At 41.5% G+C, this 16,546-nt stretch carries 10 protein-coding genes; 2 read left to right on the top strand and 8 right to left on the bottom strand.

Annotated features, from left to right (window positions below; translation table 11 throughout):
• Window positions 1–20 precede the first annotated feature (20 nt).
• Window positions 21–2,849, top strand: coding sequence for an excinuclease ABC subunit UvrA (gene uvrA, locus HMPREF1505_RS12335; protein WP_036925886.1), 2,829 nt, complete (start codon window positions 21–23; stop codon window positions 2,847–2,849).
• A gap of 178 nt (window positions 2,850–3,027) precedes the next feature.
• On the top strand, window positions 3,028–4,215 hold the full coding sequence (locus HMPREF1505_RS12330) for an AGE family epimerase/isomerase (protein ID WP_036925885.1): 1,188 nt from the start codon (window positions 3,028–3,030) through the stop codon (window positions 4,213–4,215).
• Window positions 4,216–4,483: 268 nt separating this feature from the next.
• On the opposite strand, the gene HMPREF1505_RS12325 is transcribed toward HMPREF1505_RS12330, so the two are convergent.
• The 8 genes from HMPREF1505_RS12325 to glmS form a co-directional block, all read right to left on the bottom strand.
• Window positions 4,484–4,975, bottom strand: a complete 492-nt coding sequence (locus HMPREF1505_RS12325; protein ID WP_036925882.1) for a low molecular weight protein-tyrosine-phosphatase — start codon at window positions 4,973–4,975, stop codon at window positions 4,484–4,486.
• A 107-nt stretch (window positions 4,976–5,082) separates the two neighbouring features.
• Window positions 5,083–6,261 (bottom strand): phospholipase D family protein, encoded by a 1,179-nt coding sequence (locus HMPREF1505_RS12320; RefSeq protein WP_036925880.1) that lies wholly within the window; start codon window positions 6,259–6,261, stop codon window positions 5,083–5,085.
• 30 nt (window positions 6,262–6,291) lie between these two features.
• Entirely contained in the window at window positions 6,292–7,152 is an 861-nt protein-coding gene (locus HMPREF1505_RS12315; RefSeq protein WP_036925877.1) for a patatin family protein, read from the bottom strand.
• A 107-nt stretch (window positions 7,153–7,259) separates the two neighbouring features.
• The gene (locus HMPREF1505_RS12310; protein WP_036925874.1) at window positions 7,260–7,847 is read right to left on the bottom strand and encodes a hypothetical protein; all 588 of its coding nucleotides are present in this window, start codon (window positions 7,845–7,847) and stop codon (window positions 7,260–7,262) included.
• 167 nt (window positions 7,848–8,014) lie between these two features.
• Window positions 8,015–11,239 (bottom strand): carbamoyl-phosphate synthase (glutamine-hydrolyzing) large subunit, encoded by a 3,225-nt coding sequence (carB, locus tag HMPREF1505_RS12305; protein ID WP_036925872.1) that lies wholly within the window; start codon window positions 11,237–11,239, stop codon window positions 8,015–8,017.
• Window positions 11,239–12,315 carry a glutamine-hydrolyzing carbamoyl-phosphate synthase small subunit gene (carA, locus tag HMPREF1505_RS12300; RefSeq protein WP_013263963.1) on the bottom strand — a complete coding sequence of 359 codons (1,077 nt, stop codon included), beginning with the start codon at window positions 12,313–12,315 and terminating at the stop codon, window positions 11,239–11,241. Before carA ends, carB begins: the two co-directional genes overlap by 1 nt.
• Before the next feature lie 128 nt (window positions 12,316–12,443).
• Window positions 12,444–14,345: an amidophosphoribosyltransferase gene (locus HMPREF1505_RS12295; RefSeq protein ID WP_036925868.1), complete on the bottom strand. Its 1,902-nt coding sequence runs from the start codon at window positions 14,343–14,345 to the stop codon at window positions 12,444–12,446.
• A 191-nt stretch (window positions 14,346–14,536) separates the two neighbouring features.
• Window positions 14,537–16,384 (bottom strand): glutamine--fructose-6-phosphate transaminase (isomerizing), encoded by a 1,848-nt coding sequence (gene glmS / locus HMPREF1505_RS12290; protein ID WP_036925865.1) that lies wholly within the window; start codon window positions 16,382–16,384, stop codon window positions 14,537–14,539.
• Between the last annotated feature and the right edge of the window lie 162 nt (window positions 16,385–16,546).

Raw genomic sequence — 16,546 nt, 5'->3', positions numbered from 1 at the left:
ATTTAACACCCAACAACCCCATGAATGAGAAAATAGAAGTCTTCGGAGCCAGAGTACATAATCTGAAGAATGTAGACATAACCATCCCTCGTAACTCACTTACCGTCTTCACTGGACTATCTGGTTCAGGTAAAAGTTCACTTGCATTCGACACTATCTTCGCCGAAGGTCAGCGTCGATACATTGAAACTTTCTCTGCTTACGCACGCAACTTCCTTGGAAACATGGAGCGCCCAGACGTAGATAAGATTACAGGACTATCCCCTGTCATCTCCATTGAACAGAAAACAACCAATAAGAATCCCCGCTCTACCGTTGGTACAACAACAGAGATATATGACTACCTCCGTCTTCTCTTTGCACGTGCAGGTGAGGCATACTCTTATATGAGCGGTGAAAAGATGGTGAAATACACCGAGGAAAAAGTGGTGGACATGATTATGTCTGATTATCAAGACCGCAAGATATATATTCTCTCACCACTTGTTCGCAACCGTAAAGGTCATTATCGTGAGCTCTTTGAGCAGATGCGACGCAAAGGTTACTTGTATATTCGTGTCGATGGAGAGATACAAGAGCTAACACGTGGTATGAAGGTTGACCGTTACAAGAACCATAATATCGAGGTTGTTATCGACAAGATGAAACTCGGTGGTACGGAGAATAACACGCTACGTGAGCGTTTGGCAAAGACCGTTTCAACGGCAATGAAGCAAGGAGAAGGCTTGATAATGATTCTTGATAACGAACGAGACGAAGCCAAGTACTTCTCTAAACGACTGATGGACCCTGTTACGGGCATCGCTTATAAAGACCCTGCACCAAACATCTTCTCATTCAACTCACCCGAAGGAGCCTGTCCACAGTGTAAAGGTTTGGGTGTGATTGATGAGATTGACTTGAAGAAAGTGATTCCAGATGACAAACAAGACATCCATAGTGGCGCAATAGTTCCTTTAGGGAAATATAAGAACCAGATGATTTTCTGGCAGATAGACGCCCTCTTAAAGAGGCATAATTGTGACCTCAAGACCCCTGTCAAGGATATACCTAAGGAAGCTATGGACGAGGTTTTGTATGGTTCTTTGGAAAAGTTGAAGATTGCTAAAGAGCTTGTACACACCACCTCCGATTACTTTGTGTCCTTTGATGGTATCATTAAGTATCTCCGTACGGTTATGGAGAACGATGATTCCTCAGCTGGAAAGAAGTGGGCAGACCAGTTCATAGCCGAAGCACAATGTCCAGAATGTCATGGTCATCGCTTGAATCGAGAGGCTCTATCCTATAAAATATGGGATAAAAACATTGCTGATCTTGCAGAAATGGACATCACCGAGCTGAAAGACTGGGTTGATCATGTTGAGGAACACATGAGCGAAAAGCAGCGTACTATCGCCGTTGAAATCATAAAGGAGATTCGTAAACGTATAAACTTTCTACTCGATGTGGGCCTTGACTACCTTGCCTTAAACCGTCAAAGTGCCACGCTATCTGGTGGTGAGAGCCAACGTATTCGCCTTGCTACACAGATTGGTTCACAACTTGTCAACGTACTCTACATCCTCGATGAGCCTTCTATCGGACTTCATCAACGCGATAACGAGCGTCTTATCAACTCTCTGAAAGAGTTACGTGACATGGGAAATACGGTTATTGTTGTTGAACACGACGAAGACATGATGCGTGCTGCGGACTGGATTGTAGACATCGGACCAAAAGCTGGACGCAAAGGTGGCGAGGTTGTCTTTCAAGGAAAGCCTGCAGACATGCTCAAGACACACACACTTACAGCACAATACCTGAATGGTGAACGTGCCATTGAGCTTCCTAAAGAACGCAGAGAAGGAAATGGAAAGACCATCCAACTCACAGGTTGTAAGGGTAATAACCTAAAAGACGTGAACGTTACTTTCCCACTTGGCGAACTAATTGTCGTCACTGGTGTGTCTGGTTCAGGTAAAAGTACACTCATCAATGAGACTTTACAACCTATACTTTCACAACACTTCTATCGCTCTCTGAAACGTCCTATGCCTTACGGAAAGATTGAAGGCATTGACAACATTGATAAAGTGGTGAACGTTGACCAAAGTCCTATTGGCCGTACTCCACGCAGTAACCCTGCAACCTATACAGGCGTGTTCTCCGATATCCGCCAACTCTTCGTCAATCTTCCCGAAGCTAAGATTCGTGGTTATAAGCCTGGACGATTCTCTTTCAATGTGAAAGGAGGACGATGTGAGACCTGTGGCGGTAATGGTTACAAAACCATTGAAATGAACTTCCTACCTGATGTGATGGTACCGTGCGAGGTTTGTCACGGCAAACGCTATAACCGAGAAACATTGGAAGTGCGTTTTAAGGGTAAATCTATTGCAGACGTATTGGATATGACAGTCAATATGGCTGTAGAATTCTTTGAGAACGTACCACAGATTCTGCCGAAGATCAAGGCATTACAGGACGTTGGCTTGGGCTATATCAAGCTTGGACAAAGTTCTACAACCCTTTCTGGTGGTGAGAGTCAGCGCGTTAAGTTGGCAACCGAACTTGCAAAGCGTGACACAGGTAAGACACTTTACATCCTTGATGAGCCTACAACTGGTCTGCATTTTGAAGATATACGTATCTTGATGGACGTATTACAGAAACTTGTTGACCGTGGCAACACCGTTATCATCATCGAACACAACCTCGATGTCATCAAACTTGCAGACTACATCATTGACATGGGACCAGAAGGTGGTCGTGGTGGCGGTCGCATGTTGAGTTGTGGTACACCAGAGGTTGTGGCAAAGAACAAAGAGAGCTACACTTCTCGCTTCCTTGCAAAAGTACTAAAGTAAGACATATTCTATAGGCAATAAAGAAAGAGTTTTCAATTCTTTTCTTTGGATAATTGATAAATTAGTCCTAATTTTGCCAAAGGACAGTAGTAAAGGACAGCTATACAACGGTACAGACTGTCCTCCTTACTTTACAATCCATTAAGAAATTAACACATTGTCTATATCACCTAAAATTATGGATAAGAAAGAATACTTACGTTCATGGGCTGAAACCTACAAGAACGACCTAACAAACAACATTATGCCTTTCTGGTTGAACCATGGTTGGGACAAGGAGAATGGCGGTATATACACCTGCTTGGATCGTGATGGATCATTGATGGACACGACCAAGTCGGTATGGTTTCAAGGACGATGGGCCTTCATCTGCGCTTTTGCATACAATAATGTAGAGAAGAATCAGGAATGGCTTGAGGCATCAAAGTCTACCATTGACTTCATTGAGAAGCATTGCTTTGACGAGAATGGACACATGTATTTTGAGGTAACAGCAGAGGGTAAACCACTGCGTAAGCGTCGCTATGTTTTCTCAGAGACTTTCGCTGCAATAGCTTTTGCCGAATATTCTTTGGCTACAGGTGACAAGCATTATGCAGAAAGAGCATTGCAGGTATTCCACGATGCACAGCGTTTCCTCTCTACTCCGGGTTTTCTTCCAGCTAAATATGAAGCAGGTGTAGAGATGCAGAGCCACTCTATCATTATGATTCTTATCAACGTTGGTTCACGTCTGCGTGCAGTAATTGACGACCCTACACTGACCCAACAGATTGACGAGTCTATCTCATTACTCCGTCGCTACTTCATGCACCCAGAGTTCAAGGCATTGCTTGAAACAGTCGGCCCAAAGGGAGAATTCATTGATACCAATGCAACACGTACTATCAACCCTGGTCATTGTATTGAAACTGCATGGTTTATCATGGAGGAAGCTAAGTTGCGCAACTGGGATAAAGACTTACTCGACACCGCCCTCACCATCTTCGATTGGTCATGGGACTGGGGATGGGACAAGCAATATGGTGGTATCATCAACTTCAGAGACTGTCGTAACCTCCCACCACAGGACTACTCACAGGATATGAAGTTCTGGTGGCCACAGTGCGAGACAATCATTGCCTCTCTCTATGCCTACCTTGGAACTGGCGACGAGGAATATCTCTATCGACATCAGCGTATTAGCGAGTGGACATACGCCCACTTCCCTGATCAAGACTATCCTGAGTGGTATGGTTACCTACATCGTGACGGAACCGTTGCACAGCCTGCAAAGGGTAATATCTTCAAGGGTCCATTCCACGTTCCACGTATGATGATTAAGGGCTACATGCTCTGTCAGGAGATATTGAAGACTATGGAATAGTCTGAGATACCAAAGGATAAAATAAAAACTCCCATAACATTACCAGCAATGGTTTGTTATGGGAGTTTTTTATAATACTTATTATGACCTTTTTAGTCCATTTTCTACTGACATATTAACGCTCCGCACACATCGTGCGGATGCTTAGCACCATGTGTGCTAACGGTTAACACCAATAGTGCGAAGTACTTAACACCTAACAATAGGCTATTAAAATGAGTATTGTTTGTGGTTAGAGAAGAGTTATACTACCCTAAAATGGAAAGCCTTAGATAGTATTAAGAATACCCTCACAACCGTCTTCTATTAAATCAAGAGCTAAGTTAAAATCGTCAGCATCACCATAATAAGGATCAGGAACACAAGTAGCAGAAGGATGTTGAGTAAAGAAATCTGCCATTCGTACAACCTTTTCTCGTGCTGCTTCATTAGGTGCTTGAGACGTAATGTTTCGATAATTATCCTCGTCCATTACGACAATCTTATCGAATAACTCAAAATCTCTACGCTCATCGAATTGACGAGCACGATGATCAACGCTATATCCACGCAGTCTACCATGTTCACGCATGCGCTTATCAGGTAACTGTCCAACGTGCCAATTACCAATTCCTGCTGAATCAATCATATATCGGTCTGCACAGCCTCGCTCCTCAACAAGATGTTGCATCACAGCATGCGCAGCCGGAGAGCGACAAATATTACCTAAGCAAATAAAAAGAATATTTATTTTATTACTGTCGTTCAATTGGTTATCCATATATGTTTCTTTTTTAGTTTACATTACAGTTTACTTATTCTATACCAAAATCTTATTCCAAGATTCTCATACTACAAAGATATTAAATATGGTGTTTTATCTATTATTCAATTATCTTTTTGATCGTAAATACTATCAAGCATTGCTGCCATATACTGACAAATTTCTTTTTCAGAATGAGATTTTGGACAGCAATCTTTATACCATACAGAAGCTTGTATTCGAGAAACGATTTCATCCCAATAAGAATCCATTGATAACGATGATTGAGAAATGGCAAATTCATTGCATAGTAACTTCCTATTACGGTTATTGATACATACAAATAAGTCAGGGCGTTTCATTGCAAGAAGGCGTGAAGCAAGTGCTACAGGTTCTTTATACTCTTTCTTCCATATAGAACAATACTTCTTATACTGTTCAACTGTAACCTCACCTTCTAAGGGTATAGCATCAATAGCCTCAACAAGTTTTGTATTGTTATCAATGATAGCCTTCTTAAATATACCATTGCCAAAACAAGTACCAAAGAATCCCCAGTCTACATCTTCCATACCAGGTAGATCACGTTGAATGCCCGCAACACATTTCCTTTCGTTATCAGGGAAATCCTTAAACGAACTATACTTGTTAAATAACTCATGCGCTTTCTTCAGAATTTGACATCGAACTTCTACGCTATCTTTATCTTTCATCACCCTCTTAACATAGTCTTTCCAACTAAGTGTATCTATGATTGCACCATACTTGGTAAGAGGAAACTTGTATTTGTCATAAAGATGCTCTTTCTTCTGTTTCTCAAATTTTGCTTTATACTTAGAAATGTCTGTATCTCTAAGTCGAGATGATTGTTCCCAAACATTGTTGATATAGTCAGTACATTGCTTATAAAAGTCATTTTGTTTGTCTTCGCTGTTTATAAGAACGCATGCTTCCATGTTTAATCCAAATCCTCCCCCTGTGAAATTTGAACTACCAATTATTAAACTCCAATCAGAAGAACTATTGTAAAAGAAGTAAAATTTAGGATGGAAAGTATGTGGTGAACGTAATTCAAGGAAACGAACATTCTCATTAGACTTGAACCTCTTTATAAATTTTGGAGTTGTACTTGTGAAATTCAATCCGACAATCATCTTTTCTATCTTATTTTCATTCTGACATAGTACATCATACATGGAGCATTGGTCAGTTGCCCATGCTACAGCTATACATACATGCTTAAATGAACAAATTAGTTTATTGAAATGCGTATTCAATGATGTTTCATTGGTTATTAATTCCATAAGATTCAATTTTAAAGAATAGTTAAAAACTTATTTTCCCTCACTTACTCCAAACAATTCCTTTATCTCGTTTAGATGTTCTAAAGCTACTTCCCTACCCTGATCATAGGTTGCTTGCATCATTGCTGGGTCGTGTGAGAAATGCCCTATTGTTAGTTTTGCTTTAGGACGAAGCACTAAGGTATTAGGCTTCTTTTCTTCTGCACGAACGTAAGCTAACTGTTCATTATACATGATATGTCGTTGCTCCAAAGCTTTTACAACACGTGGATGACGATGTAACCACATACGCATAAGGGGCATCAGTGAGATTGGCTCTTTCACAAAACCCTCTGGCTGAGTAAGAACAACCAAATTACGCTCATAGCCTTGTTCCTGAAAGAAGCGGAGAGGAATGGAGTCTGCAATACCACCATCCAAAAGTTTCTTGCCTTCTACCGTCACAATACGAGCAGCAATAGGCATAGATGCAGAGGCACGAATATATTCTAAACAATTATTATCAACCTCCATCAGTCGCTTATACTCCGCTTTACCCGTTCCAACGTTTGTACATACAGCCCAAAACTCCATTGGATTCTCACGAAAAGTATCAACATCGAAGTAATCAATATGGCGAGGCATATAATGGTAAGCGTATTCACCACCATAGTAATCACCTGTTGTTAAGAGTGAACGCAAAGAAGCATAACGCCAGTCGTTTGCCAACTTCTTGTTGTATCTTATCGCCCGTCCTGCCTGCTTTGACTTCATATTACAACCAAAAGCCGCACCCGCAGAAACGCCAATAACGCCATCAGGCCATATGTTATTTTCCATCAGAACATCCATTACACCAGCAGAAAACAATCCACGCATGGCTCCTCCTTCTAATACAAATCCTTTCTTCATTATGTTTTATCCTTTAAATACTGCCTTTTTATAATGTTATATTCTGATAATTAGAGATATAAACAATGCTATTGTAGTAAAACAAAGGTTACAAAAAAGGTAACACCTTACTTTTGTTTTCTCTTTGCCAATGCAGCGATAGCATCAAAACTGTAAACGAGTGTGCCACTGGTAAAAGTCGTTGTTTCAATCTTGAATGAACGATACTTACGGAGACAATCAACAAAAACTTCTGGATTCTGAACAAAAGCGGAATCAGTCTGCTTACTGATACCCGGCTTATAACTGAATCGTCCAACCTCCTCTCCATACGCATAGACACGAACATAGTTGGTTGTATCATAACTGTTACCCGCAAACTGTTCGCCATCACCAAGAATCATACATGCTTCAACACCTACACGTCCAAGATAACGTACACGAATGTTCATACGATTAGAAGGCGTTATCTGCGACTTCTTGTTTGGAGCACTCTGCATATTGGCTACTGCAGAATCGTTGAAATAGGTCCATGAAGAAACATACGTCCCATCACCTGACGAATTACTATCAAGATCGACAGCCAACATAGTGTCGACCTGTGTTGTATCATAATGCCCTACTCCACGTGAAGAACAGCCTGAGCAAGACATAAAAGCTACTGCAAAGATAGCCACAAAGACTAAGGGCAGCAACTTCATTGAATGTTGTTTCATCTTTAAGAAGCTAAAGGGGTTAAGGGAGTTAGAAGGAGTTTAGACATTATTTCCTAACCCTTGCTTTGGAAGTCAAGGGAGTTTAGTGAAAGGTATCAACCCCAACAATGATAATTGTTAACTAAACTCCTTCTAACTCCCTTAACTCCTTTAACCCCAGAAGACTATTAATATTCTCCCCAAGCCTTGATATCAATGTCATCTAAGCTGACATTGCAGAAGGCTGAGATAAACGCACTTGCCAATCGGCTGTTTGTAATCAATGGTACATTGAGGTCGATTGCTGCACGACGAACCTTATAACCATTGGTCAACTCACGTGGAGTAAGGTCCTTTGGCATGTTCACAACCATGTCTATCTTCTTCTCGTGTAAGAGATCGAGTGCCTGTGGATGCTGTCCTTCATCCGAAGGCATATACACGCATGTATTCTCAATTCCATTCTCTGCGAGATACTTTGATGTACCGACTGTTGCATAAAGTTCATAACCATGCTGCTTCAACATCTTTGCAGCATCAAGCATTTCAGCCTTCTGCTTTGCTCCACCTGTCGACAACAAGACTGTCTTCTTTGGTATTCTAAGACCTACAGACAGCATAGACTTTAACAAAGCTGTAGAGGTATCATCACCCAAACAACCTACCTCACCTGTAGAACTCATATCAACACCCAATACTGGGTCGGCCTTCTGTAAGCGGTTGAAAGAGAACTGAGATGCCTTAATACCTACGTAATCAAGGTCGAAGAGGTTCTTGCTTGGCTTCTCAACAGGCGCACCGAGCATAATCTTAGTAGCCAAGTCGATGAAGTTGAGCTTCAACACCTTACTAACGAATGGGAATGAACGGCTCGCACGGAGATTACACTCAATAACGAGGATATCGTTATCACGTGCCATAAACTGGATGTTGAATGGTCCGTTGATGTGCAACTTCTTCGCAATCTGACGACTGATACGCTTAATACGGCGCATAGTTTCAACATAAAGTTTTTGAGGTGGGAACTGAATTGTAGCATCACCAGAGTGAACACCAGCAAACTCAATATGCTCAGAGATAGCGTATGCCAATATCTCACCATCCTGTGCAACAGCATCCATCTCAATCTCCTTTGCATGTTCAATGAACTTACTTACCACAACAGGGTGGTCTTCGCTGACGTTGGCAGCCAACTGAAGGAAGCGAGTGAGTTCATCTCTATTAGAACAGATATTCATAGCTGCACCAGAAAGTACGTAAGATGGACGTACAAGTACTGGGAAGCCAACACGGTCAACGAACTTATCAATATCGTCCATACTTGTCAATGCACTCCATTCTGGCTGATTGATACCATTCTCTGTGAGCATTGACGAGAACTTAGCACGGTCCTCAGCGTTATCAATATCCTTTGCTGATGTTCCAAGAATAGGCACATTCTCCTCATCAAGATACATAGCAAGGTTATTTGGAATCTGACCACCTGTTGATACAATCACACCATGTGGGTTCTCTGCATCAATGATATCCATAACACGTTCGAAGGTCAACTCATCGAAATAGAGGCGATCACACATGTCATAATCCGTTGACACTGTCTCTGGATTATAGTTAATCATGATAGAACGATAGCCCTGACGACGGATGGTATTCAATGCCTGAACACCACACCAGTCGAACTCTACAGAACTACCAATGCGGTAAGCACCTGAACCAAGTACGATAACTGAGTTACGATCATTAGGGAACGTAACATCTGAAGCTACACCAGCGTATGTAACATAGAGGTAATTGGTCTGTGCAGGATACTCGGCAGCCAATGTATCTATCTGCTTAACAACAGGAAGAATACCAAAACTCTTACGCAGACGACGAACGATTCTCATCGCTTCGTGCATCTTCTTGCACTCTTCCTCCAAACCAACACCACGTGCGATTTGGAAGTCTGTAAAGCCATAAACCTTTGCTGTACGCAGAAGTTCCTTATCAAGTGTGTTGATATTCTTAGTCTTCAGTTCCTCATCAATATCTATGATATGCTTGAGTTTATTAAGGAACCAACGGTCTATCTTCGTTAGTTCGTGAATTTGGTCAACCGTATAGCCCTTGTGCATCGCCTTAGAAATAAGGAACACACGCTTGTCGGTAGGTTCACGCAATGCTGCATCGAGGTCGTCTATCTGCAATTCTTTGTTCTCAACAAAGCCATGCATGCCCTGTCCAATCATACGAAGTCCCTTCTGAATGGCTTCCTCAAAGTTACGACCAATAGCCATTACCTCACCGACAGACTTCATACTTGAACCTAACTCCTTATCCACACCACGGAACTTACTAAGGTCCCAACGTGGAATCTTGCAAACTACATAGTCAAGTGCTGGCTCAAAGAAAGCTGAAGTAGTCTTTGTAACAGAGTTCTTCAACTCAAAGAGTCCATATCCCATACCCAACTTAGCAGCAACGAAAGCAAGAGGATAACCAGTTGCCTTGCTGGCAAGAGCTGAAGAACGTGACAAACGAGCATTTACCTCAATAACTCGATAGTCCTCACTCTCTGGGTCAAAAGCATACTGAACATTACATTCACCAACAATACCAATGTGACGTACAATCTTGATAGACAGTGCACGGAGCTTATGATACTCGCTGTTAGAAAGGGTCTGAGATGGTGCAATAACGATAGACTCACCTGTGTGAATACCAAGCGGATCGAAGTTCTCCATGTTACAAACTGTGATACAGTTGTCATAACGGTCACGAACAACCTCGTACTCTATCTCTTTCCAACCCTTCAAACTCTTCTCTACCAAAACCTGAGGAGAGAACGAGAAAGCCTTCTCACAGAGTGTATTCAGTTCTTCCTCATTATCAGCAAATCCACTACCAAGGCCACCTAATGCGTATGCAGCACGTACAATAACAGGATAACCGAGGTTCTTTGCAGCCACACGTGCCTGCTGAATATCCTCACATGCCTCACTCTTGATTGTCCTTACATCAATCTCATCGAGTCGTTCAACAAAGAGTTCACGGTCTTCAGTATCCATTATTGCCTTAACCGGGGTACCTAAAACCTTTACATTATACTTCTTCAGAACACCTGTCTTATCCAACTCAACACCACAGTTTAGTGCTGTCTGACCACCAAAAGACAGGAGGATTCCATCAGGACGTTCCTTCTCTATAACACGCTCAACAAAGTAAGGTTGAACTGGAAGGAAATAAATCTGGTCTGCTACACCCTCAGATGTCTGTACTGTTGCGATGTTTGGGTTAATCAAAACCGTAGAAACACCCTCCTCGCGTAATGCCTTCAACGCCTGTGAACCAGAGTAATCAAACTCTCCTGCCTCACCAATCTTCAATGCGCCTGAACCAAGTATCAGGACTTTCTTTATTGACTCGTCTTTCATTATTTCAGTGTTTCTACAAATTTATCAAACATAAAGTAAGTATCAACCGGACCAGAGCAAGCCTCTGGGTGGAACTGTGAGGTAAACCAAGGGTTCTCCTTATGGCGAATACCCTCATTACTACCGTCATTCATGTTAACGAAGAGTTCCTGCCAATCCTTGTCTAATGTTGAAGCATCAACCGCATAACCGTGATTCTGTGAGGTTATATAACACTTATCAGTACCTACCATACGAACAGGTTGATTATGTCCACGATGACCGTATTTCAACTTATAAATCTTTGCTCCTGCAGCCTTTGAAAGCAACTGATTACCCATACAGATTCCACAGATAGGTTTCTTACTCATACTCATCTGCTTACGAATAACCTCAACAGCATCATTACACATATCAGGGTCGCCAGGACCATTACCGAGGAAAAGGCCATCATAATCCATACCAGTATAATCATAGTTCCAAGGTACACGGATAACCTCAACTCCTCTGGTAATCAATGAACGGATAATATTGGCTTTCACACCGCAGTCAACAAGGACAACCTTCTTACCAGCGCCCTCGTTGTAGTGGATAATCTCTTTTGTTGAAACGCGATCAACAAAGTTTACTCCCTCGTAATCAGCCTCTGGGATATTATTAGGTTCATCATCAAAGAGAATCTTACCCATCATCACACCGTGCTCACGTAGAACCTTAGTAAGTTCACGTGTATCAATACCAGTAATACCTGGTACGTGTTCACGCTTCAGCCAGTCAGCCAAACTCTCCACAGCATTCCAATGTGAATGCTCCTCTGTATAGTCAGACACTATCAAGGCTGAGACATAGATTTTATCACTCTCCATGAAGGTTGGGATACCACTTTCCTCAATAGTAAAAGGTGGTACACCATAGTTACCTACCAATGGGAAGGTCATTGTTAGTAGCTGACCCGCATATGAAGGGTCAGTCAAGCTCTCTGGATAGCCCATCATCGCAGTGTTGAAGACCACCTCACCAGCTACTGGGGCATCGTATCCAAACGACTTTCCATGGAATTTTGTTCCGTCACTTAAGACTAAAGTTACGTTCCTCATTGCTTATAGTATTGTTGGATTGAAAATTCTTTTCATGAAAAGAAATATTTTTTATCGTGAAAAGGAATCTTTCTTTTCATGAAAATAATTCTTTTTTATCATGATGATAATTTACAGACAAGCGGTTATTACGCCTTTCCTGTATTTAAATGTTCACGCTCGTAATAGCTTACGAAGGCCTCATTGACCAATCGCATACCACCTGGAGTGGGATAGTTTCCTGTAAAATACCAATCACCTGGATGATTAGGTATTGCATTATGTAATCCCTCCACACTCTGGAACACGAGTTCTACAGGTGTTGTCATACCTTCTGGGCGCAGCATTTCAACTATCTTCTTATTAATCTCATCTACCGTAAAAGGCTTATAAACTGCACGTACAGCATTTGAAATGGTCTCTCCCTTAGGCTTTGCCAATTCTTTCTTACAATTCTCATAGACCTCACGAAGTAAGTCTTCCATACCACGTTCGCGTATCAGTTCGATTACTGCACGGAAGACACAGAACTCTTCTGGATGTGGCATATCAATACCATAGTAGTCTGGGAATCGAATCTGTGGCGCACTGGATACGACAACAATCTTTTTAGGATGCAAGCGATCGAGAATACGAAGGATACTCTCCTTCAATGTTGTTCCACGAACGATAGAGTCATCAATAATGACAAGATTATCCTCATAAGGTTTAATACACTCGTATGTTACGTCATAAACATGAGATGCAAGGTCGTTACGCGAGTTTCCTTCTGTGATAAAGGTACGCAACTTAATATCCTTCCATGCCACTTTCTCAGAGCGTACATCTTGATGAATAATACGATAGACCTCCTCTGAAGAAGCATTAGAACCTAAAGCTGCGATCTGCTCAACCTTCTTCTTGTCAATCTGCTCCTTAAAGCCGTGAACAAGACCATAGAACGCAACCTCCGCAGTATTAGGGATATACGAGAGAACTGTATGCTCTGTATCATAGTCAACTGCTTTCAATACAGGCTCTGTCAACTGACGTCCCAATGTCTCACGCTCCTTATAAATATCACGATCTGAACCACGTGAGAAATAGATACGCTCAAAAGAACAAGCAGCATTCTGCTTAGGTTCAAGTATTTGCTGTAGTGAACATTCACCACGCTTATTAACAATCAGTGCCTGACCAGGTTTCAACTCTTGGATATCATCACACTCAAGGTCGAATGTAGTCTGCAGAACAGGACGTTCACTTGCCAAAACAACAATCTCATCATTCTTATAATAGAAAGCTGGGCGAATCGACCATGGGTCACGAATAGAGAACATCTCACCCGAACCAGTCAATCCACAGATAACGTAGCCACCATCAAAGTGCTGCATCGTTGTCTTGAGAACATTACTCATCTGTACGTTCTCTTCAATATAGTTGGTGATAGCACGCTTCTCCAAACCTAACTTTTGCGCATCCACAAAGTTACGTTCAACCTCACGATCAAGTCTGTGTCCCATCAATTCCAAAAGAATGTTCGTATCACTATAGATACGTGGACACTGTCCCTGTTCAGTCAAAATCTCAAAGACATCTCCAATATTAGTCATATTAAAGTTACCACACATACAGAGATTCTTTGCTTTCCAGTTGTTGCGACGCAAGAAAGGATGAACATAAGAAAGGCCACTCTTGCCGGTAGTAGAGTACCGAAGGTGGCCCATATAAAGGTCTCCCGCAAAGGGGAGATTAGTTTTAGCAAAAGAAACATCAGATAACTGCTCCTGTGAAAGGTTCTTATAATGCTTATGAACATTAGCAAAAATCTCAGCGACAGCATTCTTACCCTCTGCACGTTCACGGAACATATATTCATTACCTGGCTCAGAATCCAGTTTTACAGAAGCCATACCAGCTCCCTCTTGACCACGGTTATGCTGTTTCTCCATCATCAGATAGAGTTTGTTCAGTGCATACATCCAGGTGCCATACTTCTCCTGATAATACTCAAGCGGCTTCAGCAATCGAATCATTGCCACACCGCAGTCTTCATGAATGTTCTTTTCCATTGATAAGGTTTTCTGTCTTTCTTTTACTTTTAAAATCGTATATCTATTTTCATGTCTCCCTTAATAAAAAGGAAGATGAATATAAACTTCACTTTATTAGGAGTAACACAGCCTGCGCATTCGTTATATTCATTAAGAATAAATACACAGACTATGTCTTATAATGTCTGGCGTCAACCACTCACCTCCCCCTACTCTACTGTTACAGACTTAGCCAGATTTCTTGGCTGATCAACATCCTTGCCTTTACATACAGCAATATGATAAGCCAACAGCTGCAATGGAACCGTTGCTACTAATGGCTCAAGACATTCCATCATGTCTGGGAGTTCTATAACAGCATCTGCTATCTTAGAGATGGTTGTATCACCCTTTGAAACTAAGGCTATCACGCGTCCTTGGCGTGCCTTTATCTCTTGGATATTACTACGAACCTTCTCATACATTCCATTATGTGTTGCAATAGCTACGACAGGCATATCTGAATCTATCAAAGCTATTGGTCCATGTTTCATCTCTGCTGCTGGATAGCCTTCAGCATGTATATAGGATATCTCTTTCAACTTCAATGCTCCTTCCAGAGCTACCGGATAACTATATCCTCGACCCAGATATAGGAAGTTACGGGCGTAAGTAAACGTACGTGCTAAGTCTGCTATCTGCTCATTTGACTTTAACACCTCTTCTATAATAGAAGGCATTTCAGCCAACTCTTTTATCACTTTCTTGTAATCTTCTTCGCTGATAGTTCCCTTTGCATTGGCAAGTGCAAGCGCAAACATTGTCAACACTGTAACCTGTCCTGTAAAAGCCTTCGTTGATGCTACACCAATCTCAGGTCCTACATGAATGTAAGTTCCGGTGTCTGTTGCACGTGGAATACTTGAACCAATGGCATTACAAATACCATAAATAAAAGCACCCTTTGATTTTGCAAGTTCTACTGCAGCAAGTGTATCTGCTGTTTCACCACTCTGTGAGATGGCTATTACAACATCACCATCACCAACCACAGGATTGCCATAACGGAATTCACTTGCATATTCGACCTGAACAGGAATACGACAATACTCCTCTATGAGTTGTTTACCAATTAGTCCTGCATGCCAACTTGTACCACAAGCAACAATAATTATGCGCTTCGCATTCAACAACTTATCATGATGATCTATCAAAGCTCTCAATGTTACCTGAGTATGTTCTGGATGTACACGTCCACGCATACAATTCTTCAAACACTCTGGCTGTGCAAAAATCTCTTTGAGCATAAAGTGAGGGAAACCTCCTTTCTCTATCTCTCCAAGATTAATATCTACTGTACGCACCTCTGGTGACAGTTCTTCATTTAGAATATTAACAACCTTCAGTTCTTCTCCTAACTTCATAACGGCGATATTGCCATCATCCAAGTATACTACCTTATCCGTATACTCTACAATAGGACTGGCATCCGAGCCAAGGAAGAACTCTCCATCACCAATACCTACTACTAATGGACTCTGCTTACGTGCCGCAATAATAGTGTCTGGATTGCGCTTGTCAAGTATAGCTATAGCATATGCACCAATGACTTGATGAAGTGCTAACTGAACAGCTTCCAGTAAACTGAGGTTTTTCTTTGTCTGTATATAATCAATCAATTGTACCAATACTTCCGTATCAGTTTCTGACTGAAATGTCATTCCTTTTTCCATGAGATTATGCTTAATTTCAGCATAGTTCTCAATAATGCCATTATGAATAATAGCAAGATTCTTCGACTGTGAATAATGCGGATGTGCATTTAATGATGAAGGTTCACCATGTGTTGCCCAACGCGTATGAGCAATACCGATATTACCTGTTATGTCCTTATCTGAACAATACTCTTCCAGGTCAGCAACCTTTCCTTTTGTTTTATAAACATTCAGTTCCTTACCTTTATTTATCAATGCTACACCTGCACTGTCATATCCCCTATATTCAAGGCGCTGTAAGCCTTTAATTAAAATGGGATAAGCTTCACGCTTTGTTCCAATGTATCCTACAATTCCACACATAATCCTTATACAATCAGTTACCCCAAATTCAAAAAGAGAATACCTCTCACACCCTCTCTTTTTAGTAGTCCCCTAAGGTCTACCCAAGACATGGATATCAAAGATATTCTCATTCCTATTATATTTTATCCAAAGAAAGGCTATAGAGCCTCTAAGGACAGT

This window comes from Prevotella sp. ICM33 (assembly GCF_000517825.1).
Taxonomy (GTDB): domain Bacteria; phylum Bacteroidota; class Bacteroidia; order Bacteroidales; family Bacteroidaceae; genus Prevotella; species Prevotella melaninogenica.
This window is presented reverse-complemented; position numbering and strand designations above follow the sequence as displayed.

What these genes read in the sequence shown, in the direction of transcription:
- HMPREF1505_RS12320 (WP_036925880.1), bottom strand. Translation starts at nt 6,261, where the DNA reads ATGGAATTAATAACCAATGAAACATCATTGAATACGCATTTCAATAAA.
- carB (WP_036925872.1), bottom strand. Translation starts at nt 11,239, where the DNA reads ATGAAAGACGAGTCAATAAAGAAAGTCCTGATACTTGGTTCAGGCGCA.
- HMPREF1505_RS12315 (WP_036925877.1), bottom strand. Translation starts at nt 7,152, where the DNA reads ATGAAGAAAGGATTTGTATTAGAAGGAGGAGCCATGCGTGGATTGTTT.
- HMPREF1505_RS12325 (WP_036925882.1), bottom strand. Translation starts at nt 4,975, where the DNA reads ATGGATAACCAATTGAACGACAGTAATAAAATAAATATTCTTTTTATT.
- HMPREF1505_RS12295 (WP_036925868.1), bottom strand. Translation starts at nt 14,345, where the DNA reads ATGGAAAAGAACATTCATGAAGACTGCGGTGTGGCAATGATTCGATTG.
- HMPREF1505_RS12330 (WP_036925885.1), top strand. Translation starts at nt 3,028, where the DNA reads ATGGATAAGAAAGAATACTTACGTTCATGGGCTGAAACCTACAAGAAC.
- uvrA (WP_036925886.1), top strand. Translation starts at nt 21, where the DNA reads ATGAATGAGAAAATAGAAGTCTTCGGAGCCAGAGTACATAATCTGAAG.
- glmS (WP_036925865.1), bottom strand. Translation starts at nt 16,384, where the DNA reads ATGTGTGGAATTGTAGGATACATTGGAACAAAGCGTGAAGCTTATCCC.
- HMPREF1505_RS12310 (WP_036925874.1), bottom strand. Translation starts at nt 7,847, where the DNA reads ATGAAACAACATTCAATGAAGTTGCTGCCCTTAGTCTTTGTGGCTATC.
- carA (WP_013263963.1), bottom strand. Translation starts at nt 12,315, where the DNA reads ATGAGGAACGTAACTTTAGTCTTAAGTGACGGAACAAAATTCCATGGA.